General features: G+C 63.6%; 19 protein-coding genes. 2 read left to right on the plus strand and 17 right to left on the minus strand.

Going from position 1 to position 24,247, the window contains the following annotated elements; translation table 11 throughout:
• Positions 1–16: 16 nt before the first annotated feature.
• A complete protein-coding gene (mfd, locus tag ASD71_RS19200; RefSeq protein ID WP_056568257.1) occupies positions 17–3,499 on the plus strand; it encodes a transcription-repair coupling factor in 3,483 nt (1,160 codons plus the stop codon).
• A 25-nt stretch (positions 3,500–3,524) separates the two neighbouring features.
• Positions 3,525–4,382, plus strand: coding sequence for a phosphoserine phosphatase SerB (serB, locus tag ASD71_RS19205; RefSeq protein WP_056568259.1), 858 nt, complete (start codon positions 3,525–3,527; stop codon positions 4,380–4,382).
• Positions 4,383–5,133: 751 nt separating this feature from the next.
• Here the strand turns inward: serB and ASD71_RS19210 are convergent.
• From ASD71_RS19210 to ASD71_RS19290, 17 genes are all read right to left on the minus strand, one after another.
• Positions 5,134–7,395 (minus strand): TonB-dependent siderophore receptor, encoded by a 2,262-nt coding sequence (locus tag ASD71_RS19210; RefSeq protein WP_056568262.1) that lies wholly within the window; start codon positions 7,393–7,395, stop codon positions 5,134–5,136.
• Between the two features lie 295 nt (positions 7,396–7,690).
• Positions 7,691–8,020 (minus strand): DUF2818 family protein, encoded by a 330-nt coding sequence (locus tag ASD71_RS19215; protein ID WP_056568266.1) that lies wholly within the window; start codon positions 8,018–8,020, stop codon positions 7,691–7,693.
• Positions 8,021–8,035: 15 nt separating this feature from the next.
• The gene (nuoN, locus tag ASD71_RS19220) at positions 8,036–9,520 is read right to left on the minus strand and encodes an NADH-quinone oxidoreductase subunit NuoN (protein WP_056568268.1); all 1,485 of its coding nucleotides are present in this window, start codon (positions 9,518–9,520) and stop codon (positions 8,036–8,038) included.
• A 9-nt stretch (positions 9,521–9,529) separates the two neighbouring features.
• Complete coding sequence (locus ASD71_RS19225) at positions 9,530–11,032, minus strand: NADH-quinone oxidoreductase subunit M (RefSeq protein WP_056568271.1); 1,503 nt, start codon at positions 11,030–11,032, stop codon at positions 9,530–9,532.
• The gene (nuoL, locus tag ASD71_RS19230; protein ID WP_056568273.1) at positions 11,029–13,074 is read right to left on the minus strand and encodes an NADH-quinone oxidoreductase subunit L; all 2,046 of its coding nucleotides are present in this window, start codon (positions 13,072–13,074) and stop codon (positions 11,029–11,031) included. The genes ASD71_RS19225 and nuoL overlap by 4 nt, the downstream gene beginning before the upstream one ends.
• A gap of 17 nt (positions 13,075–13,091) precedes the next feature.
• Positions 13,092–13,400 carry an NADH-quinone oxidoreductase subunit NuoK gene (gene nuoK / locus ASD71_RS19235; RefSeq protein WP_006217969.1) on the minus strand — a complete coding sequence of 103 codons (309 nt, stop codon included), beginning with the start codon at positions 13,398–13,400 and terminating at the stop codon, positions 13,092–13,094.
• Positions 13,397–14,047 carry an NADH-quinone oxidoreductase subunit J gene (locus ASD71_RS19240; RefSeq protein ID WP_056568276.1) on the minus strand — a complete coding sequence of 217 codons (651 nt, stop codon included), beginning with the start codon at positions 14,045–14,047 and terminating at the stop codon, positions 13,397–13,399. The genes nuoK and ASD71_RS19240 overlap by 4 nt, the downstream gene beginning before the upstream one ends.
• Positions 14,048–14,064: 17 nt before the next feature.
• A complete protein-coding gene (gene nuoI, locus ASD71_RS19245; RefSeq protein ID WP_008161196.1) occupies positions 14,065–14,553 on the minus strand; it encodes an NADH-quinone oxidoreductase subunit NuoI in 489 nt (162 codons plus the stop codon).
• 20 nt (positions 14,554–14,573) lie between these two features.
• Positions 14,574–15,647, minus strand: coding sequence for an NADH-quinone oxidoreductase subunit NuoH (gene nuoH / locus ASD71_RS19250; protein ID WP_056568279.1), 1,074 nt, complete (start codon positions 15,645–15,647; stop codon positions 14,574–14,576).
• On the minus strand, positions 15,647–17,974 hold the full coding sequence (nuoG, locus tag ASD71_RS19255; protein WP_056568281.1) for an NADH-quinone oxidoreductase subunit NuoG: 2,328 nt from the start codon (positions 17,972–17,974) through the stop codon (positions 15,647–15,649). Before nuoG ends, nuoH begins: the two co-directional genes overlap by 1 nt.
• Positions 17,975–17,989: 15 nt before the next feature.
• Positions 17,990–19,357 carry an NADH-quinone oxidoreductase subunit NuoF gene (gene nuoF / locus ASD71_RS19260; protein WP_056568284.1) on the minus strand — a complete coding sequence of 456 codons (1,368 nt, stop codon included), beginning with the start codon at positions 19,355–19,357 and terminating at the stop codon, positions 17,990–17,992.
• On the minus strand, positions 19,354–19,848 hold the full coding sequence (gene nuoE, locus ASD71_RS19265) for an NADH-quinone oxidoreductase subunit NuoE (RefSeq protein WP_056568287.1): 495 nt from the start codon (positions 19,846–19,848) through the stop codon (positions 19,354–19,356). Before nuoE ends, nuoF begins: the two co-directional genes overlap by 4 nt.
• Positions 19,849–19,895: 47 nt before the next feature.
• Positions 19,896–21,152, minus strand: a complete 1,257-nt coding sequence (locus ASD71_RS19270; RefSeq protein WP_056568290.1) for an NADH-quinone oxidoreductase subunit D — start codon at positions 21,150–21,152, stop codon at positions 19,896–19,898.
• Positions 21,153–21,155: 3 nt separating this feature from the next.
• Complete coding sequence (locus ASD71_RS19275; RefSeq protein WP_056568292.1) at positions 21,156–21,782, minus strand: NADH-quinone oxidoreductase subunit C; 627 nt, start codon at positions 21,780–21,782, stop codon at positions 21,156–21,158.
• 79 nt (positions 21,783–21,861) lie between these two features.
• Positions 21,862–22,338 (minus strand): NADH-quinone oxidoreductase subunit B family protein, encoded by a 477-nt coding sequence (locus ASD71_RS19280; RefSeq protein WP_006217960.1) that lies wholly within the window; start codon positions 22,336–22,338, stop codon positions 21,862–21,864.
• A gap of 39 nt (positions 22,339–22,377) precedes the next feature.
• Positions 22,378–22,737 carry an NADH-quinone oxidoreductase subunit A gene (locus tag ASD71_RS19285; protein ID WP_006217959.1) on the minus strand — a complete coding sequence of 120 codons (360 nt, stop codon included), beginning with the start codon at positions 22,735–22,737 and terminating at the stop codon, positions 22,378–22,380.
• A 293-nt stretch (positions 22,738–23,030) separates the two neighbouring features.
• Entirely contained in the window at positions 23,031–24,155 is a 1,125-nt protein-coding gene (locus ASD71_RS19290) for a porin (RefSeq protein WP_056568294.1), read from the minus strand.
• Between the last annotated feature and the right edge of the window lie 92 nt (positions 24,156–24,247).

Below are 24,247 nucleotides of genomic sequence, written 5' to 3' on the forward strand. Positions count from 1 at the left end.
TATAATCGTTCGCTTGATGTCCGCTTCCAGCCTGATGCCCGCCCCTTCCTCCTTCGCCACGGCCGCACCGCCCGTCCCCGCCACGGTCCCCACCCTGTCCGCGCTGAAGCCCGGCACGCGCTACGCCCAGCCCCGGCCGCCGGGCTCCGGCGACGCCTGGCTGCTGGCGGATCTGGCGCGCCAAGCCGGCGTGCCGCTGGTCATCCTGACCGCCGAGCCCCTCGAAGCGCAGCGGCTGGCCGAGGAAATCCAGCTGTTTGCGCCCGGCCTGCGCGTGCGGCAACTGCCCGACTGGGAAACGCTGCCCTACGACGCGTTCTCGCCCCACCAGGACCTGATCTCCGAGCGCCTGCACACGCTGCACTCGCTGATGACGAAGACGGTGGACGTGCTGACCGTGCCCATCACCACGGCGCTGTACCGCCTGGCGCCGCCCTCGTTCCTGGCTGCCTACACGTTCTCGTTCAAGCAGAAGGACAGGCTGAACGAAGCGGCGCTGCGCGCGCAACTGACGCTGGCCAATTACAACCACGTTACGCAGGTGACCTCGCCGGGCGAATTCTGCCTGCGCGGCGGCCTGATCGATCTGTTCCCGATGGGCTCAGTGGTGCCGTACCGGTTGGACCTGTTCGACGACGAGATCGAGACGATCCGCAGTTTCGACGTCGACACCCAGCGCAGCCTTTACCCCGTGCGCGAGGTGCAGCTGCTGCCGGGCCGCGAGTTCCCGATGGACGAAGACTCGCGCAACCGGTTCCGGGCGCGCTTTCGCGAAATCTTCGAAGGCGATCCTTCCCGCGCCCTGCCCTATAAAGACATCGGCAACGGCATCCCGTTTGCAGGCGTCGAGTACTACCTGCCGCTGTTCTTCGAAGACACCGCCACGCTGTTCGATTACGTGACCGAAGGCACGGTCATGGTCACGGTGGGCGACATCGACGACGCGATCCAGCGCTTCAACCAGGACACGACCAGCCGCTACGGCTTCCTGAAAAGCGACCGCGAACGCCCCGTGCTGCCGCCGTCCGCCCTGTTCCTGGACAATGAATCGCTGTATGGCCGGCTGAAGGCGTTCCGCCGCCTGTCGCTGACCACGGGCCAGCCGCACCCGGACTTCCGGGCCGCGCCCGATGTCAGCGTGGCGCGCCGCGCCGAAGACCCCATCGCCAAGCTGCGCACGCTGGTGCAGAAGCGGCACACCCGCGTGCTGCTGTGCGCCGATTCGGCCGGCCGGCGCGAAACCCTGGTGCAGATGCTGAACGAGTTCGGCGTCACGCCCGATGCGCAGCCCGATACCATCGAGGCCTTTCTGGCCTCGGACGCGCATTTCGGCATCGTCGCCTCGCCGGTGGGCATCGGGTTTGAACTGCCCGACGCAAACCTCGCCTTCCTGACCGAGAACGACCTCTACCCCGGATTGGCAACCACCGGCCGCCGCGGCAAGCGCGACCAGGAACGCGCGAGCAACGTCGAAGCCATGGTGCGCGACCTGTCCGAGCTGCGCGAGGGCGACCCCGTCGTCCACGCCCAGCACGGCATCGGGCGCTACCACGGCCTGGTCAACATGGACATGGGCGAAGGCGAGATGGAATTCCTCCATCTTGAGTACGCCAACGGCAGCACGCTGTACGTGCCCGTGTCGCAACTGCACGTGATCGCGCGCTACAGCGGCGCCGACCCCGAGGCCGCGCCGTTGCACCAACTGGGCTCGGGCCAGTGGGACAAGGCCCGCCGCAAGGCCGCCAAGCAGGTCCGCGACACCGCCGCGGAATTGCTGGCGCTGTACGCGCAGCGCGCCGCGCGCGAAGGTTTTGCGTTCAACCTGCCGCTGAACGACTACGAGGCGTTTGCCGAGGGCTTTGGCTTCGAAGAGACGGCCGACCAGGCCGCCGCCATCCAGGCCGTGATCAGCGACATGACCTCCGGCCGGCCGATGGACCGCCTGGTGTGCGGCGACGTCGGTTTCGGCAAGACCGAAGTCGCCCTGCGCGCCGCCTTCCTGGCCGTCGCCAACGGCAAGCAGGTGGCGCTGTTGTGCCCCACCACCCTGCTCGCCGAGCAGCACGCGCAGACCTTCTCCGACCGCTTTGCCGACTGGCCCGTGCGCGTCGTGGAACTGTCTCGCTTCCGCTCGGCCAAGGAAGTCTCCAGCGCCATTGAAGGCATCAACGATGGCCGCGTCGACATCGTCATCGGCACGCACAAGATCCTGTCGAAGGACGTGAAGTTCAAGCGCCTGGGCCTGGTCATCATCGACGAGGAACACCGTTTCGGCGTGCGCCAGAAGGAAGCGCTCAAGTCGCTGCGTGCCGAGGTCGACGTGCTGACGCTGACCGCCACGCCGATCCCGCGCACGCTCGGCATGTCGCTGGAGGGCATCCGCGACTTTTCCGTCATTGCGACGGCGCCGCAAAAACGCCTGGCCATCAAGACCTTCGTGCGGCGCGAGGACGGCAGCACGCTGCGCGAAGCCCTGCTGCGCGAGCTCAAGCGTGGCGGCCAGTGCTACTTCCTGCACAACGAAGTCGAAACCATCCACAACCGGCGCGCGCGCCTCGAAGAACTGGTGCCCGAGGCCCGGATCGCCGTTGCGCACGGCCAGATGCCCGAGCGCGAGCTCGAACAGGTGATGAAGGGCTTCTATCAGCAGCGCTACAACGTGCTGCTGTGCACCACCATCATCGAAACCGGCATCGACGTGCCCAGCGCCAACACCATCGTGATCCACCGCGCGGACCGCTTCGGACTCGCGCAGCTTCACCAACTGCGCGGCCGCGTCGGGCGCTCTCACCATCAGGCCTATGCTTACCTGCTGACGCCGGGCGAGGACGCGATCACCAGCAACGCCAAGAAGCGGCTGGAAGCCATTCAGGCCATGGAAGAGCTGGGCTCCGGCTTCTACCTGGCCATGCACGACCTCGAAATCCGCGGCACCGGCGAAGTCCTGGGCGATTCGCAGTCGGGCAACATCCAGGAAGTCGGCTTCTCGATGTACAACGAGATGCTCAACGAGGCCGTGCGCGCCCTGCGTGCGGGCGAAGAGCCCGACCTGGACGCGCCCTTCAACCTCGCGTGCGAAGTCAACCTGCACGCCCCGGCGCTGCTGCCGTCGGACTATTGCGCCGATGTGCACGCGCGGCTGGCCATCTACAAGCGGCTGGCGCACGCGGCCGACGAAGACGACCTGATCCGCATCCAGGAAGAGCTGATCGACCGCTTCGGCAAGCTGCCTGAAGCGGCGCAGACGCTGCTGGCCACGCACCGCCTACGCCTGGCGGCCCAGCCGCTGGGCATCGTCAAGATCGATGCCAGCGAAACCCAGGCGCTGATCCAGTTTGGTCCCAAGACCTCGGTCGATCCGGCCCGCATCATCGAGCTCGTGCAGCGGCAGCGCCACATCAAGCTGGCTGGGCAGGACAAGTTGCGCGTTGAAATCAAGGCGCCCCAAGTTCCGGCCCGCGCCGACGCCGTGCGCGCCGTCCTGCGCGCCCTCAAGTAATTCCCGACACCCTTATCCATCCGCCATGACTACCCACAATCTCGTCGTCCAATCCCCCGGCCTCGCCATCGAACATGCCGAGCAGCTCGCCGCCCTGGCCCAGGCCCAGGGCGTGGCGCGCATCAGCAACACCGCGGCCCGCCTGCTCGACGTGCAGCATGACGACGAGACGCGCGCCGTGGTGTGCGCCTGGGCCGACGCGCGCGGCGTCGACGCCGCCTTCGTGCCCGCCGGCCTGAAGCTGGCCAACTGCAAGATCCTGGCCATGGACATGGACTCGACCCTGATCAACATCGAGTGCATCGACGAGATCGCGGGCGTGGTCGGCGTGAAGGACAAGGTGTCGGAAATCACCGAAGCCGCCATGCGCGGCGAGATCAAGGATTTCGCGGAAAGCCTGCGCCGCCGGGTGGCGCTGCTCAAGGGCGCGCCGGCGGGCGCGCTGGACCAGGTCTACGAGGAAAAGCTGCGCCTGAATCCCGGCGCCGAGCGCCTGATCACCACGGCCCAGGCCGCCGGCATCAAGGTGCTGCTGGTGTCGGGCGGCTTCACGTTCTTCACCGAACGCCTGCGCGCCCGCCTGAACCTGGACAGCGCCCACGCCAACACCCTTGAAATCGAAAACGGCGTGCTCACCGGCCGCGTGTTGGGCGACATCCTGGACGCCGACGCCAAGGCCACGCACCTGCGGGAATTCGCACGCACGCACGGCGCCTCGACAGACCAGATCATCGCCATGGGCGACGGCGCCAACGACCTGAAGATGCTGGCCAACGCCGGCTTCCCGGTGGCTTACCACGCCAAGCCGCTGGTGCGTCAGCAGACGCGCTACGCGCTTAATGTCTCGGGGCTGGACGGCGTGCTGAACTGGTTCGAAAGCTGATCCCGCGACAAGGTGTCTGACACCCTAGGGAGATGACCGTCAGTTTGCAGCAATGCCTCAACGGGTGTCAGACACCGCGCAGCAGCGGACGCCCACCTTCGACAAGGTGTCTGACACCCTAGGGAGATGACCATCAGCTTGCAGCAATGTCTCAACGGGTGTCAGACACCGTGCAGCAGCGGCCGCCCACCCCTTTCGACAAGGTGTCTGACACCTTAGGGAGATGACCGTCAGCTTGCAGCAATGCCTCAACGGGTGTCAGACACCGTGCAGCAGCGGACGCCCATCTTCGACAAGGTGTCTGACACCCTCGGGAGATGACCGTCACCTTGCAGCAATGTCTCAACGGGTGTCAGACACCGTGCAGCAACGGCCGCCCGCCCCTTTCGACAAGGTGTCTGACACCCTAGGGAGATGACCGTCAGCTTGCAGCAATGCCTCAACGGGTGTCAGACACCGGACAGCAGCGGACGCCAGCCTTCGACAAGGTGTCTGACACCCTAGGGAGATGACCGTCAGCTTGCAGCAATGCCTCAACGGGTGTCAGACACCGGGCAGCAGCGGACGCGCCCCCTTTCGACAAGGTGTCTGACACCCTAAGGAGATGACCGTCAGCTTGCAGCAATGCCTCAACGGGTGTCAGACACCGGGCAGCAGCGGACGCCAGCCCCCTTCCAAAAGCAAAAGCCACCTCGACAAACGAGGTGGCTTTTTTCATGCAAGTCGGCGTCGCTGACGCGGCGCCCCTTGATCAGTACCGTACGCGCAGGGACAGCAGCGCCGCCCGGCCCGTGCCCAGCGCCGCGTAGTGCGCGGCATAGGCCTTGGTGTAGTACGTCTCGTCGAAGATGTTCAATACGTTCAACTGCGCCGAGAAGTGCTCGTTGAATTCGTAGCCGGCCATCGCGTCAAAGCGCCAGTACGACGGCACCCAGCGTGCCTTGGGCGAGCCGTCGGCGTTTTTCGTGGCGTCCGAATTCCCGTACACCTTGTCGACGTAATACGCGCCGCCGCCGATCGTCAGCTTGGGCAGCACCTTGTAGGTCGTCCACAGGCTGAAGGCATTGCGCGGCGTGTTGGGCAGATCCTGGCCGACGGCGCCGCTGTTGTACGCGCCCTTGGTCATTTCGCTGTCCATGAAGGTGTAGCCGCCGAACACGTTCCACTTCGGCGTGATGGCGCCCGAGAATCCGAGTTCGATGCCGCGCACCTTGGCTTCGCCCACCTGCGCCACCTCGGTTGCCGACACGGCCACGCTGGTGTTCTTTCGGATGTCCTGGAACGCCGCTGCGGACAGCGTCAGCTTGTCGTCAAACACCTGCCACTTCGTGCCCAGTTCCACCGTGCGGCTCTTTTCCGGCTCCAGCGAGGACGTCGACAGCGACGTCGCATCGCTGATCGCGCCGCCGGCAATGGCGGAAGGCGTCGACGAGGTGCCATACGTGGCGTAAATGGTGCCGTTGGGCACCGGCTTGTACGCCAGGCCGACCTGATAGTTGAAGAGGTTGTCCTCGCGGCTCGTGCTGTAGAACGCGGGGGTGCTGGCCGGATCGCTGCGGCCGCGCGCGATGTTGCTGCCGCTGGTGCGGTAGTTGTCCCAGCGCGCGCCCAGGCTGGCCTGCCACTGCTCGTTGAACTTGATGGTGTCAAAGCCGTAGAGCGCCAGCGTGTCCGTGTTGTAGACGGCCGGATTGTCGTTGCGGGTCAGCCTGCCGGTGTAGTCGTCGTGGGGATTCGGATCCCACAACGACGTGCACAGCGCCGGGTTCGACAGGTCGGTGGCGCTCACCTTGCAGTTCATCGGACCACGGGCGATCGTCTGCGTGTAGCTGTCCTTGTCCTGCTTGGTATTGCTGTACTCGAAGCCCAGGTCGAAAGAATGCTTCAGGCTGCCGGTCTCGAATTCGCCGGTCAGGTCGGTCTGGTTGGCGAACGTCTTGGTGACGTAGTAGCCCGACTTGAGCGCGCGGTACACCAGCCCATTCGGGATGTTGCCCTTGCTGTCGTCGGGATTGGTCGCCGCGAAATCGGTTGTGCCGCGGCCATAGCGCGTCACGTTGCGCAGTTGCAGCTTGTCGGAGAAGTCGTGCTGGAAGTCCACCGTGGCGACGTCATCGCGCGTCTTCATGAAGTCGCGGCCAGTCAGGCCGTAGAACGACTTGCGGCTCACCCCCATCGTCTCCGTCACCGGCTGGCCCGACTTCGGGTCATACGGAATGGAGTAGTCGGGCATGCTGTCGTCTTGGTAGTGGTAGTAGCTCAGCGTAATGCGCGTCGGCGTGCCCACGCCCAGCATCAGCGACGGCGCAACGCCCCAGCGCTCGAAGTCCACGGCGTCATCCCGGCCCGGCGTGTCGCCCTTGTTGCCCATCACGTTCAGGCGGAACGCCGCCTTCTCGCCCAGGCGCCAGTTGCTGTCGATGGTGGCGCGGTAGTTGTTGTCCGTTCCGATCTGCGCAGTGGCTTCGGTGAAGTCCGTGGCCTTCGGCGCCTTGCTGACCATGTTGATGCTGCCGCCCGCGCCGCCCCGTCCGGAATACACCGAATCCGGACCCTTGATGATCTCGACCTGCTCCAGGTTGAACGTATCGCGCACCTGGGTGCTGCTGTCGCGGATGCCGTCCAGAAAGATGCTGCCGGCGGAATTCTGGCCGCGGATGATCGGCAGGTCGCCGCCCGGGCGGCCGCCTTCACCGGCGCCGAACGTGATGCCTGGCGAGTTGCGCAGCACGTCCTGCAGCGTGGACGCAGCCTGGTCCTGGATCACCTGCTGCGGTACGACCTGCACCGTGCGCGGGGTGTCCAGCAAGGGCGCCGTCATCTTGGGCGACTGCGCGGTCGAGGTCTGGTACGACGAACTTTCGCCCTCGATGCGGACGGGCGACAGCTGCGTCACGCCGGCGTCGGCGGACTGGGCTGCTGCATAGGGGCTGACGAACAACGCGGGCGCTGCAATGGCGGCGGCCAGCGAGGTGGCGAGCGTATTCAGCGAATACGAATCTTGGGGCTTCAAACCGACTTCTCCAGAATGTAAATAACAACGATTCTTGTTTTTTTGTCGTTTGCGATTCTGAACGGCGGCGCTGAATGAAACCTGAACAAAAGGTCCTTGCAAATCAAAAGGATAAAAAAACAACAGCTTTGATCTTGCGCAAAATACAGGACGGATCAGACGTCAAAAAAGGGGCTGGATTGCATGCGATTTTCTTGCCGTGCAAGGCCGATGCCGGTATTGCTGCCGGCATAAAAAAACGCCCCGTTCGGGGGGCGTCTTTGGTGCATCGATACGCGGGCGGGCCGCTGCGTCTTCAAGTCCGCAGACGCGGATGCCGCTTGAACAGATACCGGTACACAAACCCAGGATACGCCAGCACCAGAAACAGGCTGAGCGTGATCGCGTAGAACTCCCAAGTCTGGGCAAAGCGGTTGCCCAGCGTGGACTCGAACGCGAAACCCAGCGCGCCGACGATGGCGTAGAACACCAGCACTTCGATCAGGCGCATCCAGAACGGCTTGACCGCCGCCGCCCCGCCCTGTTTCCAGGGCAGCACGGCAAAAACGCGCTCGGACAGGAAAGGAAGATTCGCGCTGACGAGCGCCAGCGCGATCAACAGCCATACCGCCAGTGTCTGGTTCATGGCCGCTATCCGTCCTTAGAGGCTCAGCGACGAGCGGATGGCCTGCACGCACAGCGCCATCAAGCCACCGGGCAACAGACCCAGCACCAGGATCAGCGCGCCGTTGATCGACAGCACGCCGCGTTGACCGGCCGTGGCCACCATCGGGGCAGCGTCGGCCGCCGGCTCGTCGAAGTAGACGACCTTGACCACACGGAGGTAGTAGAACGCGCCGATCAGCGAGAACAGCACCGCCACCACGGCCAGCGTGACGTGACCCGCGGAGATCAGCGCCTGCAGCACGGCCAGCTTGGCGTAGAAGCCCACCAGCGGCGGAATGCCGGCCAGCGAGAACATCAGCAGCAGCACGATGGCGGCATGCCACGGGCTGCGGCGGTTCAGGCCCTTCAGGTCGTCGATGTGTTCGCACTCGAAGCCCTGGCGCGACAGCAGCAGCACGATGCCGAAGCTGGCAAGCGTGGTCAGCACGTAGGTCAGCATGTAGAAGAGCGAGGCGCCGTAGGCGGCCGACGACAGTTCCGGCTTGCCCGCCACCGAACCCGACATCAGCCCCAGGAGCACGAAGCCCATGTGCGAGATGGTCGAGTAAGCCAGCATGCGCTTGAAGTTGGTCTGCGCGATGGCGGTCAGGTTGCCGATGGCCAGCGACAGCACGGCCAGGATCATCAGCATCGGCTGCCAGTCGGCGGCCAGGCCGTGCAGGCCGTCGACCAGCAGGCGCAGCGTGATCGCAAAGGCGGCCAGCTTGGGCGCGCCGCCCAGGATCAGCGTGACGGCGGTCGGCGAGCCTTGGTAGACGTCCGGCACCCACATGTGGAACGGCACGGCGCCCAGCTTGAACGCGAGGCCCGACACCAGGAACACGATGCCGAACACCAGCGCCATCTTCTCGGCCTTGCCGGCGGCGATGACGTTGGACACTTCGGTCAGGTCCAGGTGGCCCGTTGCGCCGTAGATCATGGACATGCCATACAGCAGGAAGCCCGAGGCCAGCGCGCCCAGCACGAAGTACTTCATGGCGGCTTCGGTGGCCACGACGTTGTCACGGCGCAGGGCGATCAGCGCGTACAGCGCCAGCGACATCAGCTCCAGGCCCAGGTAGATCGAGATCAGGTTCCCGGAGGAGATCATGACCATCTGGCCCAGCAGCGCAAACAGCGTCAGCACGTAGAGTTCGCCGCCACGCATCATGTCGCGAACCTGCGCATACACGCGGCCGTAGATCAGCGTCACGCCGACGGCAAGATACGAGGCGATCTTCAGCAGGTGCGACAGCTCGTCCGTGACGTACAGGCCGTTGAACGTCGAGCCAGCCACGCCGTTCTTCCACTGCACGGCCGACACGACGGTCAGCACGCCCAGGGCAAGCATGGTCAGCAGGAACGTCGGCTTACGCTCGGGGTGATTGCTGACCGCGTCGACGAGCAGGATAGCCAGGCCGAAAATCAGCAGAAGGATTTCCGGTGTCGCCAGGGCGAAATCGATTTGGGATTGCATCATTGTCTTGTCTTACAGTTTCGAGACGGCAACGTGTTGCAGCAGGGCCTCGACCGACACGTGCATTACGTCGGTAAAGGGCTTGGGATAGATCCCCATGTACAACACGGCGATCGCCATCACGCCAAGAATCACGAATTCGCGGCGATTGATATCGGTCAGCTCGCGCACGTGGTCGTTGGCGACATCGCCCAGGACGACGCGCTTGACCATCCACAGCGAGTACGCCGCGCCCAGGATCAGGGCCGTGGCTGCCAGCAGGCCGATCCAGAAGTTGTGCTCGACCGCGCCCATGATCACCATGAATTCGCCGACGAAACCGCTGGTGGCCGGCAGGCCGCTGTTGGCCATCGAGAACAGGATGAAGAACGTGGCAAAACGCGGCATCACGTTGACCACGCCGCCGTAGTCGGCGATGCGGCGCGAGTGCATGCGGTCATAGAGCACGCCAATACACATGAACATGGCGCCCGACACGAAGCCGTGCGAGATCATCTGCACGATGGCGCCTTCGACGCCGGCCGTGTTGAAGATGAAGAAGCCCAGCGTGACGAAGCCCATGTGGGCGACCGACGAATAGGCCACCAGCTTCTTCATGTCGTCCTGCACGATCGCGACCAGACCGATGTAGATCACGGCGATCAGCGACAGCGTGATCATCATGCCGGCCAGGCTGTGCGACGCGTCAGGGGCGATCGGCAGCGAGAAGCGCAGGAAGCCGTAGGCGCCCAGCTTCAGCATGATGGCGGCCAGAACAATGGAGCCGCCCGTGGGCGCTTCCACGTGGGCGTCCGGCAACCACGTGTGGACAGGCCACATCGGCACCTTGACCGCAAACGCCGCAAGCAGCGCCACGAAGATCAGGATCTGCGGGGTGTAGCCCAGCTTGGTCTGCTGCCACGTCAGGATGTCGAACGAACCGCCCGAGGCATGCCAGAGGTAGACGAACGCGACCAGCGTCAGCAGCGAACCCATCAGGGTGTAGAGGAAGAACTTGAAGGCCGCATACACGCGGTTCGCGCCACCCCAGACGCCGATGATGATGTACATCGGAATCAGCGTGGCTTCGAAGAACACGTAGAACAGCATGCCGTCCAGCGCGCAGAACACGCCGACCATCAGACCCGAGAGGATCAGGAAGGCGGCCATGTATTGCGCGACGCGGCTGGTGATCACTTCCCAGCCGGCCAGCACCACGATGATGGTGATGAACGCGGTCAGGAGCACGAACCACATCGAGATGCCGTCGATGCCCAGGTGGTAATTGACGTTGAAAGCCTCGATCCAGGAGGCCTTCTCCACGAACTGCATGGCGGCCGTGGAGGAATCAAAACCGGTGTAGAGCGGAATCGTGACCAGGAAGCCGGCGATCGAGCCGACGAGCGACAGGCCGCGCGTCAGGCCGGGACGGTCGTCACGGCCCACCGCCAGCACCAGCAGGCCGAATACGATCGGGACAAAGATCGCAAGCGTGAGCCAGGGAAAAGTGTTGGATGCCATCTCGCTTGCCATCATTGGGGAATCAGCACAAAGAAAGTCACCAGCGCCATGACGCCGATGATCATCGCGAACGCGTAGTGATAAATGAAGCCGGACTGCAGGTGACGGCTGATGGCTGCCACCCAGCCCACGACACGGGCGCTGCCGTTGATCAGGATGCCGTCGATGATGCCGCGATCACCCGTCTGCCACAGGCCGCGGCCCAGGCAGCGCAAACCGCGCGCGATGATCTGCTCGTTGACCCAGTCGACGTAGTACTTGTTCTCGAGGATCTTGTTCACGCCCGACAGGTTGGCCTTGATGGCGGCCGGCACCTTCGGGTTGATCAGGTAGCAGTACCAGGAGATGACGAAGCCAGCCACGACCAGCCAGAACGGCAGGGTCTGGAAGGCGTGCAGGCCGTAGGCGACCCAGCCGTGCCATTCCTCGCTCAGCACGTGCATCGCGGGATGCTGCTGCGGCAGGACCTTGATGACGCCGTCGAAGAACTTGCCGAACAGCATGGGATCGACCGCCCACGCGCCGACGAACACCGACGGAATCGCCAGCAGGATCAGCGGCAGCGTGACCACCCAGGGCGACTCGTGCGGCTTTCCGCCGTGATGGCCGTGGCCGTGGTCGTCGTGGCCATGGTCGTCATGACCGTGACCGTGCGCATCGTGGCCGTGGCCATGATCGCTGGTGTCGAAGCGTTCCTTGCCGTGGAAGACCAGGAAGTACACGCGGAACGAGTACAGCGACGTGACGAACACGCCGATCAGCACGGCATAGTAGGCAAAGCTCGCGCCCCAGACATTGGCCTGGCCGGCGGCTTCGATGATGTTTTCCTTCGAGTAGAAACCCGAGAAGAACGGCGTGCCGACGAGTGCCAGCGTACCCAGCAGGAAGGTGATCCAGGTGATGGGCATGTACTTGCGCAGGCCGCCCATATTGCGGATGTCCTGGTCGTGGTGCATGCCGATGATGACCGAACCCGCGCCCAGGAACAGCAGCGCCTTGAAGAAAGCGTGCGTCATCAGGTGGAAGATCGCGACCGAGTAGGCCGACGCACCCAGCGCCACGGTCATGTAACCCAGCTGCGACAGCGTGGAGTACGCGATGACGCGCTTGATGTCGTTCTGGATGATGCCCAGGATGCCCAGGAACAGCGCGCCGATGGCGCCGATCACGATGATGAACGACAGTGCGGTGTCCGACAGTTCGAACAGCGGCGAGAAACGCGCAACCATGAAGATGCCGGCCGTCACCATGGTGGCGGCGTGGATCAGCGCGGAGATCGGGGTCGGGCCTTCCATCGAGTCGGGCAGCCAGGCGTGCAGCGGGACCTGGGCCGATTTACCCATGGCGCCGATGAACAGGCAGATACACGCCACGGTCAGCAGCATCCAGTCCGAGCCCGGCAGCTTCATGCCGGCCAGCTTGTCGGCCTGCGCGAAGACTTCACCGTAGTGCATGGTGCCGGCGTAGGCGAACAGCAGGCCGATGCCGAGCACGAAACCGAAGTCGCCGACGCGGTTGATCAGGAACGCCTTCATGTTGGCGAAGATCGCCGTCGGACGGGTGTACCAGAAACCGATCAGCAGGTACGACACCAGACCCACCGCTTCCCAGCCGAAGAACAGCTGCACCATGTTGTTCGACATCACCAGCATCAGCATGGAGAACGTGAACAGCGAGATGTACGAGAAGAAGCGCTGATAGCCGGGATCGTCAGCCATGTAGCCGATGGTGTAGATGTGCACCATCAGCGACACGGAAGTCACGACGACCATCATCATGGCCGACAGCGGATCGATCAGGAAGCCGATTTCCAGCTTGGTCTGACCGATGAGGCTCCAGGTGTAGACGGCGCCGTCGAAACGCAGGCCGTTCAGCACGTCGCCCAGCACCACCACCGAACCGATGGCGGAGATGAGCACGCCCAGGATGGTAATGACGTGCGAGGCGCGGCGGCCGATGGGCCGGCCGAGGAACCCGGTGCCGAAGAGGCCCGCGAGAATTGCTCCGGCCAGCGGCGCCAGCGCGATGAGCAGGTAGAGATTGGGTGAGCTAGACATTTTCTTCCAATACCCCGTCAGCCCTTCAGGCGATCGAGTTCGTCAACGTTGATCGTGTTCAGGTTGCGGAACAGCAGCACCAAAATGGCCAGGCCGATCGCCGCTTCAGCGGCGGCCACGGTCAGGATGAAGAACACGAACACCTGGCCGGCGGTGTCGCCGAACCAGCTGGAGAACGCCACGAAGTTCATGTTGACGGCCAGGAGCACGAGCTCGATGGACATCAGGAGAATGATCAGGTTGCGGCGGTTCAGGAAGATGCCGAAGATCCCGATCGCGAACAGGATCGCGCCAAGGATCAGATAGTGGGCCAGCGTCAGCGTCATTGTTTTTCTCCTTGGGGCGCGGCACCGTTCGAGGCGTCACGCTTGGCCTGGGCGCGCTCGCTCTGGGCGGGCATGCTCACCATGCGGAAGCGGTCCTTCGAACGCACGCGGACAGCGGCGACCGGGTCGTTGTACTTGACGTCGCGGCGGCGGCGCAGGGTCAGCGCAATCGCGGCAACCATGCCGACCAGCAGCAGCGCGGCGCCAACTTCAACCGCGTAGATGTACTGCGTGTACATCGCTTCGCCGAGCGCGCGGGCGTTGTTGTAGTCGCTGGGCAGCTGCGCCTGGGGACCGGAACCGTACCAGATGGAGCCCAGCACGAAGGACACTTCCAGCACGAGCACCAGGCCGATGACCAGGCCGAGCGGCAGATAGGTCTTCATGCCCTGGCGCAGGGTGTCCATCCGGATGTCGAGCATCATCACGACGAAGAGGAAAAGCACCATCACGGCGCCCACGTACACCAGCACCAGCAGCAGCGCGAGGAACTCGGCGCCCAGCAGCATCCAGAGCATGGCCGCGTTGGCGAACGCCAGGATCAGGTGCAAAACGGCGGTGACCGCACTGCGCGCGGTGATCACGCGGAACGCCGCGATCACCAGCACGGCGGCCAGTATGTAGAAAAGGACAGTGGTAAAAGTCATGGATCAGACCCTGGGCTTCAGCGGTAAGGCGCGTCTTCGGCCCGGCGGCGGGCGATGTCGGCTTCGTAGCGGTCGCCCACGGCGAGCAGCATGTCTTTGGTGAAATACAGGTCGCCGCGCTTTTCGCCGTGGTATTCGTGGATGTGCGTTTCCACGATGGAGTCCACGGGGCAGCTTTCCTCACAGAAGCCGCAGAAAATGCATTTGGTCAGATCGATGTCGTAGCGCGTCGTGCGGCGGGTGCCGTCGTCGCGCTGGTCCGACTCGATCGTGATCGCCAGCGCCGGGCACACGGCTTCGCACAGCTTGCACGCGATGCAACGCTCTTCCCCGTTGGGGTAGCGGCGCAGGGCGTGCAGGCCGCGGAAACGCGGCGACGCAGGGGTCTTTTCCTGGGGGTAACGCAAGGTGACCTTGCGCTTGAAAAAATACTTGCCCGTCAGGCGCATGCCCTTGAGCAACTCGGTCAGCATCAGACTGCCGAAGAAATCCTTGATCGCTTCCATATCCTGCCTCTGCTTGGCGCTTAGCGCCAAATGTTCCAGGGCGTCTGCATCCAGATCGCCACCACGACCAGCCAGACGCCGGTCAGCGGGATGAAGATTTTCCAACCCAAACGCATGATCTGGTCATAGCGGTAGCGCGGGAACGAAGCCCGGAACCAAACAAACAACGAGACCACGAAGAACGTCTTGAGACCCAGCCAGATCCAACCCGGAATCCAGGTCAGCGGCGCGATATCGATCGGGGAAGCCCAGCCGCCCAGGAACATGATCGATGCCATGCACGACAGCAGGATCATGTTGGCGTATTCGCCCAGGAAGAACAGCGCGAATGCCATGCCCGAGTATTCGACCATGTGGCCGGCCACGATTTCGGATTCGCCTTCCACGACGTCAAACGGGTGACGGTTGGTTTCGGCGACGGCCGAGATCACGTAGATCACGAACAGCGGCAACAGCGGCAGCCAGTTCCACGACATGAACGTCAGGCCCTTTTCGGCAAACCAGCCGCGGTTCTGCACGTTGACGATCTCGGACATGTTCAGGCTGCCCGACACCAGCAGCACCGTCACCAGCACGAAGCCGATGGCCAGTTCATACGACAGCATCTGGGCCGAGGCGCGCAGCGCGCCCAGGAACGCGTACTTGGAGTTGGACGCCCAGCCGGCGACGATCACGCCGTACACGCCGATGGACGTGATGGCCATGATGTACAGCAGGCCGGCGTTGACGTTCGCCAGCACGACATCGGGGCCGAACGGCACGACGGCCCAGGCCGCCAGCGCGGGCATCAGCGTGACCACGGGGGCCACGATGAACAGCACCTTGTTGGCTTGGCTGGGGACCACGACTTCCTTGGTCAGCAGCTTGAACACGTCGGCAAACGGCTGCAGCAGCCCCTTGAAACCGACGCGGTTCGGACCCATGCGCACGTGCATGGCGCCGATCATCTTGCGTTCCCAGTACGTCAGGTAGGCCACGCACAGGATGATGGGCACCGCAATGATGACGATCTTGACGAGGGTCCAGAGGACCATCCAGACCGTCGGACCCAGCAATGCCTGACCGTGGCTTTCAAGAACATTGAGCCATTCCATCAGGCACGCTCCACGCTGATTTGACCAAATGCGCCACCCAGGGCAGCGGTAGTTTCGAAGGCGGCGGAAATGCGCACGGCGCGATCGGCCACGGCATCATCCTGCACGGTTTCCAGTTCGACGACGCCCTGCCCGGCCGACACGCGCACCTTGACCCCGGCCGTCAGGCCCAGGCTGGTGAGGGTGCGGCCGTTCATGGCGGCGGCGGGCTTCTTCGAAGCCGGCGAGGCCTGCAGCGGTTCCGAGCGGCGCACCATGGCGTCGGTGCGGTAGATCGGCACATCAGCGACGCGTTCCAGGCCGGTGATGGCCTGGCCGAGGCCCAGCGGAGCCTTGACGTCGTTGGACAGGCGGCCTTCGACGCCGCTTGCCAGCACGGCGTCGCGCACGGACTCGGAGGTCTCGTCGTCGAAGCCAGCCAGGTGCAGGACGTTGCCCAGCACGCGCAGGACCTTCCAGCCCGGACGGGTCTGGCCGAACGGCGCGACCGTGCCCTTGAAACTCTGAGCCAGGCCTTGGGCGTTGACGAACGTGCCCGAGGTTTCCGTGAACGGCGACACCGGCAGCATCACGTCGGCCCATTCGGCTGCGGCCGAACGGTAAGGCGTGAGCGCGACGGCGAACTGCGCGCCGCGCAGCGCGGCGATGGCTTGCTGGCCGTTGTCGGCGTCGAGCAGCGGTTCGGCGTGCAGGACGATGTAGGCCTTGAGCGGTTCGGCGAGCATGGCCGCGGCGGTCTTGCCGCCCTTGCCCGGGATGGCGCCGGCGAGATAACCGCCGACCGTGTTGCCGCCCGACGTCAGGAAGCCGAACTTGCCGCCGGTCAGGTCAGCCACGGCGCGGCCGTTGGCGGCCAGCGTGGTGGCCTGGGCGCTGGCGACAGCCAGGTTGCCCATCAGGACGGCGGTGTTGGCGCCCGAGGCGAGGCTGGCGGCGATGAGCTTGGCGTTTTCGCCCGGCGTGACCGAGGCGAATTCGGCCGGCACGGCCTGTTCCTTGGCCTGGGCCAGCGCGACGGCCACTTCGGCCAGCGCGCGCGCCAATTCCGAGGGGGCCACGGTGATGCGCGCGGTGACGGGCATCAGGGGATCGTCGGCGGCGCTGTCGACCATCAGGATCTGCGTGCCGCGCTTGGCGGCCTGGCGCAGGCGCTGAGCCATCAGCGGATGATCCTTGCGCAGGAACGAGCCGACGACGAGGACGCGGTCCAGGTTGTCGAGTTCGGCGATGGGCATGCCCAGCCACGGCGCGCCGGTCAGCGCGGCGTCGAAGGCCGGGTCGGTCTGGCGCAGACGGAAGTCGATGTTCTCGGAACCCAGCGAGCGGACCAGGCGGCCCAGCAGCGCGTATTCCTCGGTGGTGGCGTATTCGGACGCCAGCGCGCCGATCTGGCCAGCGCCGAAGCTGTCACGCACGCGCGACAGGCCTTGGGCCACGGCCTGCAGGGCGTCGGCCCACGAGGCTTCCTGCCACTTGCCGTCGGTGCCCTTGATCATCGGGGCGGACAGGCGGTCGTCGCTGTTCAGACCTTCGTACGAGAAGCGGTCGCGGTCGCTGATCCAGCATTCGTTGACGGCTTCGTCTTCGAACGGGACCACGCGCATCACGCGGTCGCCCTTGACCTGGACGACCAGGTTGGCGCCCAAGCTGTCGTGCGGGCTGACCGAACGGCGGCGAGCCAGTTCCCAGGTACGCGCGCTGTAGCGGAAGGGCTTGGAGGTCAGCGCGCCCACCGGACAGATGTCGATCATGTTGCCCGACAGTTCGGACTCGATCGAGCGGCCCACGAAGGTGGTGATTTCGGAGTGTTCGCCACGGCCCAGCATGCCCAGTTCCATGACGCCGGCGATTTCCTGGCCGAAGCGCACGCAGCGGGTGCAGTGGATGCAGCGGGACATTTCCTCGGCGGAAACCAGCGGGCCCAGGTCCTTGTGGAACACGACGCGCTTTTCTTCCTGGTAACGCGAGGAAGAACCGCCGTAGCCCACGGCCAGATCCTGCAACTGGCATTCGCCGCCCTGATCGCAGATCGGGCAGTCGAGGGGGTGATTGATGAGCAAGAATTCCATCACCGACTTCTGAGCGGCGCGAGCCTTCTCAGAGCAGGTGTGGACGACCATGCCGTTGGTCACGGGCGTGGCGCAGGCGGGCAGCGCCTTGGGCGCTTTTTCCACTTCAACCAGGCACATCCGGCAGTTGGCCGCGATGGACAGTTTCTTGTGGTAGCAGAAATGCGGCACGTAAAGCCCGACTTTCTGGGCGGCATGCATGACCATGCTGCCTTCGGGCACTTCGACCTTGTTGCCGTCGACGGTTAGTTCAACCATTGCTGTTCCTGAGACCTACAGATATTGCGGGACCACACAAGACTTGTGCTCGATGTGGTGCGCGAATTCGTCGCGAAAATGCTTGAGGAAGCCACGGACGGGCATGGCGGCGGCGTCACCGAGGGCGCAGATGGTGCGGCCCATGATGTTGAGGGCCACGTTATCCAGCAGCTCCAGATCTTCCGGACGGCCTTGACCGTTTTCGATGCGGTGCACCATGCGGTAGAGCCAGCCGGTGCCTTCGCGGCACGGCGTGCACTGGCCGCAGCTTTCCTCGAAATAGAAGTACGACAGTCGCAGCAGCGACTTCACCATGCAGCGCGTCTCGTCCATGACGATCACCGCGCCCGAGCCCAGCATCGAGCCCGCCTTGGCGATGGAGTCATAGTCCATCGTGCATTCCATCATGATGTCGGCGGGCAGGACCGGAGCGCTGGAGCCGCCGGGGATGACCGCCTTCAGCTTCTTGCCGCCGCGCATGCCGCCCGCCAGTTCCAGCAGGGTCGAGAACGGGGTGCCCAGCGGGATCTCGTAGTTGCCGGGACGCTCGACGTCGCCGGTGATCGAGAACAGCTTGGTGCCGCCGTTGTTCGGCTTGCCGACTTCCAGGTAGGCCTGGCCGCCGTTGCGGATGATCCACGGCACCGCCGCGAACGTTTCCGTGTTGTTGATGGTGGTGGGCTTGCCGTACAGGCCGAAGCTGGCCGGGAACGGCGGCTTGAAGCGCGGCTGGCCCTTCTTGCCTTCCAGCGATTCCAGCAGCGCGGTTTCTTCGCCGCAGATGTAGGCGCCGTAACCGTGGAAAGCGTGAAGCTGGAAGCTGAAGTCGGAACCGAACAGGCGGTCGCCCAGGAAGCCGGCGGCACGCGCCTCTTCGAGGGCCTCTTCGAAGCGCTCGTAGACTTCGAAGATTTCGCCGTGGATGTAGTTGTAGCCGACGCTGATGCCCATGGCGTAGGCCGCGATCGCCATGCCTTCAATCACGATGTGCGGATTGAAACGCAGGATGTCGCGGTCCTTGAACGTGCCGGGCTCGCCTTCGTCGGAGTTGCAGACGAGGTATTTCTGGCCCGGAAAGGCGCGCGGCATGAAGCTCCACTTCAGGCCGGTCGGAAAGCCCGCGCCGCCACGGCCGCGCAGACCCGACGCCTTGACTTCGGCGATCACGTCTTCCGGCTTCATGCCGGTGGTCAGGATCTTCTTCAGGGCTTCGTAGCCGCCGCGCTTGACGTAGTCGGCCAGGCGCCAGTTGGCGCCGTCGACGTCGGCCATGATCTGCGGCTGCAGGTGGCGGCCGTGCAGGGCCATCGAGTTGGACAGGTCGTTCAGGGGATCGGGATCCAGCCCCTGCGCGAACTGTTTGTACAGGTCAGGCGCGTTCATGCCGACTCTCCTTGCTGCTTGAGGGCCGCGACCAGCGCGTCCAGCTTCTCGTCGGTCATGCGCACGCACATATGCTTGTTGTTCACGATCAGCACGGGGGAGTCGCCGCAGGCGCCCATGCACTCGCCTTCGACCAGCGTGAACTGGCCGTCTTCGGTGGTCTGGCGGTAGTCGACGCCCAGCTTGCGCTTGAGGTAGTCGCCGGCACGGTCGCCGTCGCGCAAGGCACAGGGCAGGTTCGTGCAGACGGCGATCTTGTTCTTGCCGACGGGTTTGACGTCGAACATGTTGTAGAACGTGGCGACTTCCTGGACCGCGATGGGCGGAACGCCAATGTACTTGGCCACGTCTTCGATGACTTCGGTAGCCAACCAGCCCTTCTCTTCTTGCGCGATGGCAAGCGAGGCCATGATGGCGGACTGCCGCTGGTCGGCCGGGAACTTGGCCAGTTCACGGTCGATTTTCTGGTAGGCCTGTTCGGAAAGCAGCATAGTTTGAATCCGGGTTATGCGGGCGTGCTCGTGACTGTCTGGGCGGATCAGCGATCGATCTCGCCGAAAACGATGTCCTGCGTGCCAATGATGGTGACGGCGTCGGCGATCATGTGGCCGCGCGACATTTCATCCAGCGCTTGCAGGTGGACAAAGCCGGGCGCCCGAATCTTCAGGCGGTAAGGCTTGTTGGCGCCGTCGGACACCAGATAGATGCCGAATTCGCCCTTCGGATGCTCGACCGAGGCATACGCTTCGCCCGGGGGCACGTGGAAACCTTCAGTGAAGAGCTTGAAGTGATGGATCAGCTCTTCCATGTTGGTCTTCATGGCGGTACGCGACGGCGGGGCGATCTTGTGATTCTCGATCATGACCGGGCCGGGATTGTTGCGCAGCCATTCCACGCACTGGCGGATGATGCGATTGCTTTGGCGCATCTCGGCGATGCGGACCAGATAGCGGTCGTAGCAGTCGCCGTTGACACCCACGGGGATGTCGAAATCAAGCAGGTCATAGACTTCGTAGGGCTGCATCTTGCGCAGATCCCAGGCGACGCCCGAGCCACGCAGCATCGGGCCGGTGAAGCCCAGCGCCTTGGCGCGATCGGGATCGACCACGCCGATGCCCACCAGACGCTGCTTCCAGATACGGTTGTCGGTGAGCAGCGTTTCGTACTCGTCGACGCAGGCGGGGAAGCGGTTGGTGAAGTCTTCGATGAAGTCCAGCAGCGAGCCCGAACGTGCGTCGTTCATGACGCGCATTTCCTTGTCGCCACGGAACTTGCTGGAGTCGCCATACTGCGGCATGGAATCCGGCAGGTCGCGATAGACGCCGCCCGGACGGTAGTAGGCCGCGTGCATGCGCGCGCCCGAGACGGCTTCGTAGCAGTCCATCAGGTCTTCGCGTTCACGGAAGGCGTACAGGAATACCGCCATGGCGCCCACGTCGAGGGCGTGCGAGCCCAGCGACATCAGGTGGTTCAGGAGGCGGGTAATTTCATCGAACATCACGCGGATGTACTGCGCGCGCAGCGGGGCTTCGACGCCCAGCAGCTTTTCGATGGCCATGACGTAGGCGTGCTCGTTGCACATCATGGACACGTAGTCCAGGCGGTCCATGTAGGGCAGCGCCTGGATGTAGGTCTTGTGCTCGGCCAGCTTTTCGGTGGCGCGGTGCAGCAGGCCGATGTGCGGATCGGCGCGCTGGATGACTTCGCCGTCAAGCTCGAGCACCAGGCGCAGCACGCCGTGCGCGGCCGGGTGTTGAGGACCGAAGTTCAGGGTGTAGTTCTTGATGTCTGCCATGATTCAACGCCCCATGCCGTAGGTGTCTTCGCGCACCACGCGCGGGGTGATCTCGCGCGGATCGATCGTGACCGGCTGGTAAATGACGCGCCGTTGCTCGGGGTCGTAGCGCATTTCGACGGTGCCCGACAGCGGGAAGTCCTTGCGGAACGGATGGCCGATGAAACCGTAGTCGGTGAGGATGCGGCGCAGGTCCGGGTGGCCTTCGAAGACGATGCCGTACAGGTCGAAGGCTTCGCGTTCGAACCAGCCGACCGTGGGCCAGCATTCCATCAGCGAGGCGACCATCGGGAACTCGTCGTCGGGCGCCCAGGTGCGCACGCGCAGCCGGCAGTTGTTCTCGAGGGAGAGCAAGTGCGCCACCACGGCATAACGCGCGCGGTGGATGCGGACGTTGGTTTCCTCGGGCAGTTGGCGCGTGCCGTTGCCCCAGGTCAGGTAGTCGACGCCGCAGAGGTCGATACAGGTTTCAAAGCGCAGGCCGGCTTCGGTGCGCAGCTTGTTGCAGACGGAGAACCACTGCTCCGCGGGCACTTCGAGCGTCAGCTCGCCCAGCGCCTCGGTCAGCGCGATGTCCGCACCGAGGGTGGTCTGCAAATTGTTTTTCAGGGATTCGAGCCTGGTCATCATCTTGTACGCTTAGGTGAACCGATACGCTGGTTTCGCAGGTTCGCGGCGGCTGAGGCCTGCCGTCGAACCGCACGAAGCATCAGCGCGCAATCGTGTTGGTCAGACGGATCTTGTTCTGCATTTGCAGCAAGCCGTAGACCAGCGCCTCGGCCGTGGGCGGGCAGCCCGGCACGTAGACGTCTACCGGTACGATGCGATCACAGCCACGCACCACCGAATACGAGTAGTGGTAGTAGCCGCCGCCATTGGCACAGGAGCCCATAGAAACCACCCAGCGCGGCTCGGGCATCTGGTCGTAGACCTTGCGCAGCGCGGGCGCCATCTTGTTGCACAGCGTGCCGGCAACGATCATAAGATCGGACTGGCGCGGACTGGGCCGGAAGATGATGCCGAATTGGTCCAGGTCATAGCGGGCTGCGCCCGCGTGCATCATCTCAACCGCGCAACAGGCCAGACCGAAGGTCATGGGCCACATCGAACCGGTCTTCGCCCAGTTCAGGAACTTGTCGGCGCTGGTGGTGATGAACCCTTGCTTGAGAATGCCGTCTATAGCCATATTCGTCTCTGATAACGTGCTGTGAAATGAACCCGAAGGTCACTCCCAATCCAGCGCGCCCTTTTTCCATTCGTAGATGAAGCCGACGGTCAACACGGCAAGGAAAACCATGACCGTCCAGAAACCGACGAGTCCGACGGTGCCCTGGGCGATGGCCCACGGGAACAGGAACGCGATTTCCAGGTCGAAAAGAATGAACAGGATCGCCACGAGGTAGTAGCGCACGTCAAACTTCATGCGTGCATCTTCAAACGCTTCGAAGCCGCACTCGTAAGGCGAGAGCTTCTCAGCGTAAGGACGCCGCGGGCCAAGGAGGGAGCCGGCCGTTAGAAGCGCGAACCCGATAAGGGTGGCCACTACGATAAACAGCAGGACGGGAAAATACTGTTGCAGGTTCATTCAGGCGTCCGTCAAATGCGCAAACCTTAGGATTGTAGCATTCGCGCGGTTACTTCCGGCTGAACTCTGTAGCTTGAATAGCAGGCGAAAGACTGCATTCCTCAAATGGAACAATCGCAGCTTTCGTCGGTGCATGTCGAGCATGTGCGGCTCGAACGACACGAAGTCGTAGTATGCCTGAATTCAGTCAGCAGACGAAAAAAAACCACCCCCGAAAGGGTGGCTTATGCGAACGGGCCGAGGCCCGTTCGACTTTGCTTTAAATCCACACAGGGCTTGCGCCCTGCATTGGATTAGAAGCGGTGACGGACACCGACGCCGACAGCGGTCGACTTGACGTCGTCGATGAAGGCGTAGTTCTTGGCGTACGAACCGTAGGCGTACAGGTTGGTGCGCTTGGACAGGTCGTAGGTGTAGCCCAACGAGAAGATTTGCATCGTCTTGTCGGTATCTTCCAGACCGCTCAGACGACCGTCGCTGGGGTCAACCATTTGCCACGAACCGAACAGGTTGCTGGCGCCACCGATGGGAGCCGACAGACCAACCATGTACGAGTTAGCCTTGAAGCCATCCGAGAACACGTTGCTGCTGAAGCCGATGTTGCCGGCGCTGCTTTGCAGGCCTTGGCCAGCGAACCAGCCGTCGGTCGTGCGAGCGTAGGCCAGAGCCAGCTTCACGACTTCGAAGTCATACGAAGCGCCCAGAGCATACATGCGCGGGGTAGCGTCGGTCTGAGCCGTCGGCAGGTTGTTCGAAGCATTCAGCTGGTCGTACGAGAAGGCCACGTTCAGGGGGCCATTCACGTAGCGCAGACCGGTCGTGATAGCGCGCGTGTTGTTCGCAGTGCGCCAGCCGGTTTGAGCGGTGTTCGTGTCGTCAGCATTGAACGAGTAGCCAACGCCGAACTGGAAGCCGCTGAACGACGGGGTCTGATACAGAACCATGTTGTCGTAGCGGTTGGTGTTGGCCGCGCTCAGCGAGGCGCCGATGTTAGCTTGACCGAAGCCAGCGCCGAACGGATCGATCGAACCGAAGTACTTCGAAGCGATGTTGGTTTGGCGACCGAAGTCCAGTTGGCCCCAGCTGTCGCTGGCCAGACCGACGGTGGCTTGACGACCGAACAGACGGCCACCTTGAGCCGAACGGCCGTTACCCGAGTCAAAGCCCGATTCCAGTTGGAAAACAGCGCGCAGGCCGTCACCCAGATCTTCCGAACCACGCAGACCCCAGCGCGAACCGTTTTGGACGCCGTTGATCATGCCGAAGCGGCTGCCGTTCAGAGCGTCGTTATCGGCGCCGCTGATCTTGTTGTAGCCGATACCCGTGTCGATGATACCGTACAGGGTGACAGACGTTTCTGCCTGGGCGACACCGGCGAAACCGGCGAGCAGGGCGGCAGCGAGCAGAGTCTTTTTCATTTAAGAAATCTCCGTTGATTTGAGTGACAAGAGCAGCAATCCAGCAAACCAGCCTGCCGCCCCCCTAACTCCGCGAAGGGAAGTTGACGCTA

Source organism: Achromobacter sp. Root565, assembly GCF_001427425.1.
Lineage (GTDB): Bacteria > Pseudomonadota > Gammaproteobacteria > Burkholderiales > Burkholderiaceae_B > Achromobacter > Achromobacter spanius_D.

Coding starts and splice junctions, on each gene's coding strand:
- mfd (WP_056568257.1), top strand. CDS start 17: ATGTCCGCTTCCAGCCTGATGCCCGCCCCTTCCTCCTTCGCCACGGCC.
- serB (WP_056568259.1), top strand. CDS start 3,525: ATGACTACCCACAATCTCGTCGTCCAATCCCCCGGCCTCGCCATCGAA.
- ASD71_RS19215 (WP_056568266.1), bottom strand. CDS start 8,020: ATGAACCAGACACTGGCGGTATGGCTGTTGATCGCGCTGGCGCTCGTC.
- nuoN (WP_056568268.1), bottom strand. CDS start 9,520: ATGATGCAATCCCAAATCGATTTCGCCCTGGCGACACCGGAAATCCTT.
- ASD71_RS19225 (WP_056568271.1), bottom strand. CDS start 11,032: ATGATGGCAAGCGAGATGGCATCCAACACTTTTCCCTGGCTCACGCTT.
- nuoL (WP_056568273.1), bottom strand. CDS start 13,074: ATGTCTAGCTCACCCAATCTCTACCTGCTCATCGCGCTGGCGCCGCTG.
- nuoK (WP_006217969.1), bottom strand. CDS start 13,400: ATGACGCTGACGCTGGCCCACTATCTGATCCTTGGCGCGATCCTGTTC.
- ASD71_RS19240 (WP_056568276.1), bottom strand. CDS start 14,047: ATGACTTTTACCACTGTCCTTTTCTACATACTGGCCGCCGTGCTGGTG.
- nuoI (WP_008161196.1), bottom strand. CDS start 14,553: ATGGAAGCGATCAAGGATTTCTTCGGCAGTCTGATGCTGACCGAGTTG.
- nuoH (WP_056568279.1), bottom strand. CDS start 15,647: ATGGAATGGCTCAATGTTCTTGAAAGCCACGGTCAGGCATTGCTGGGT.
- nuoG (WP_056568281.1), bottom strand. CDS start 17,974: ATGGTTGAACTAACCGTCGACGGCAACAAGGTCGAAGTGCCCGAAGGC.
- nuoF (WP_056568284.1), bottom strand. CDS start 19,357: ATGAACGCGCCTGACCTGTACAAACAGTTCGCGCAGGGGCTGGATCCC.
- nuoE (WP_056568287.1), bottom strand. CDS start 19,848: ATGCTGCTTTCCGAACAGGCCTACCAGAAAATCGACCGTGAACTGGCC.
- ASD71_RS19270 (WP_056568290.1), bottom strand. CDS start 21,152: ATGGCAGACATCAAGAACTACACCCTGAACTTCGGTCCTCAACACCCG.
- ASD71_RS19275 (WP_056568292.1), bottom strand. CDS start 21,782: ATGATGACCAGGCTCGAATCCCTGAAAAACAATTTGCAGACCACCCTC.
- ASD71_RS19280 (WP_006217960.1), bottom strand. CDS start 22,338: ATGGCTATAGACGGCATTCTCAAGCAAGGGTTCATCACCACCAGCGCC.
- ASD71_RS19285 (WP_006217959.1), bottom strand. CDS start 22,737: ATGAACCTGCAACAGTATTTTCCCGTCCTGCTGTTTATCGTAGTGGCC.
- ASD71_RS19290 (WP_056568294.1), bottom strand. CDS start 24,155: ATGAAAAAGACTCTGCTCGCTGCCGCCCTGCTCGCCGGTTTCGCCGGT.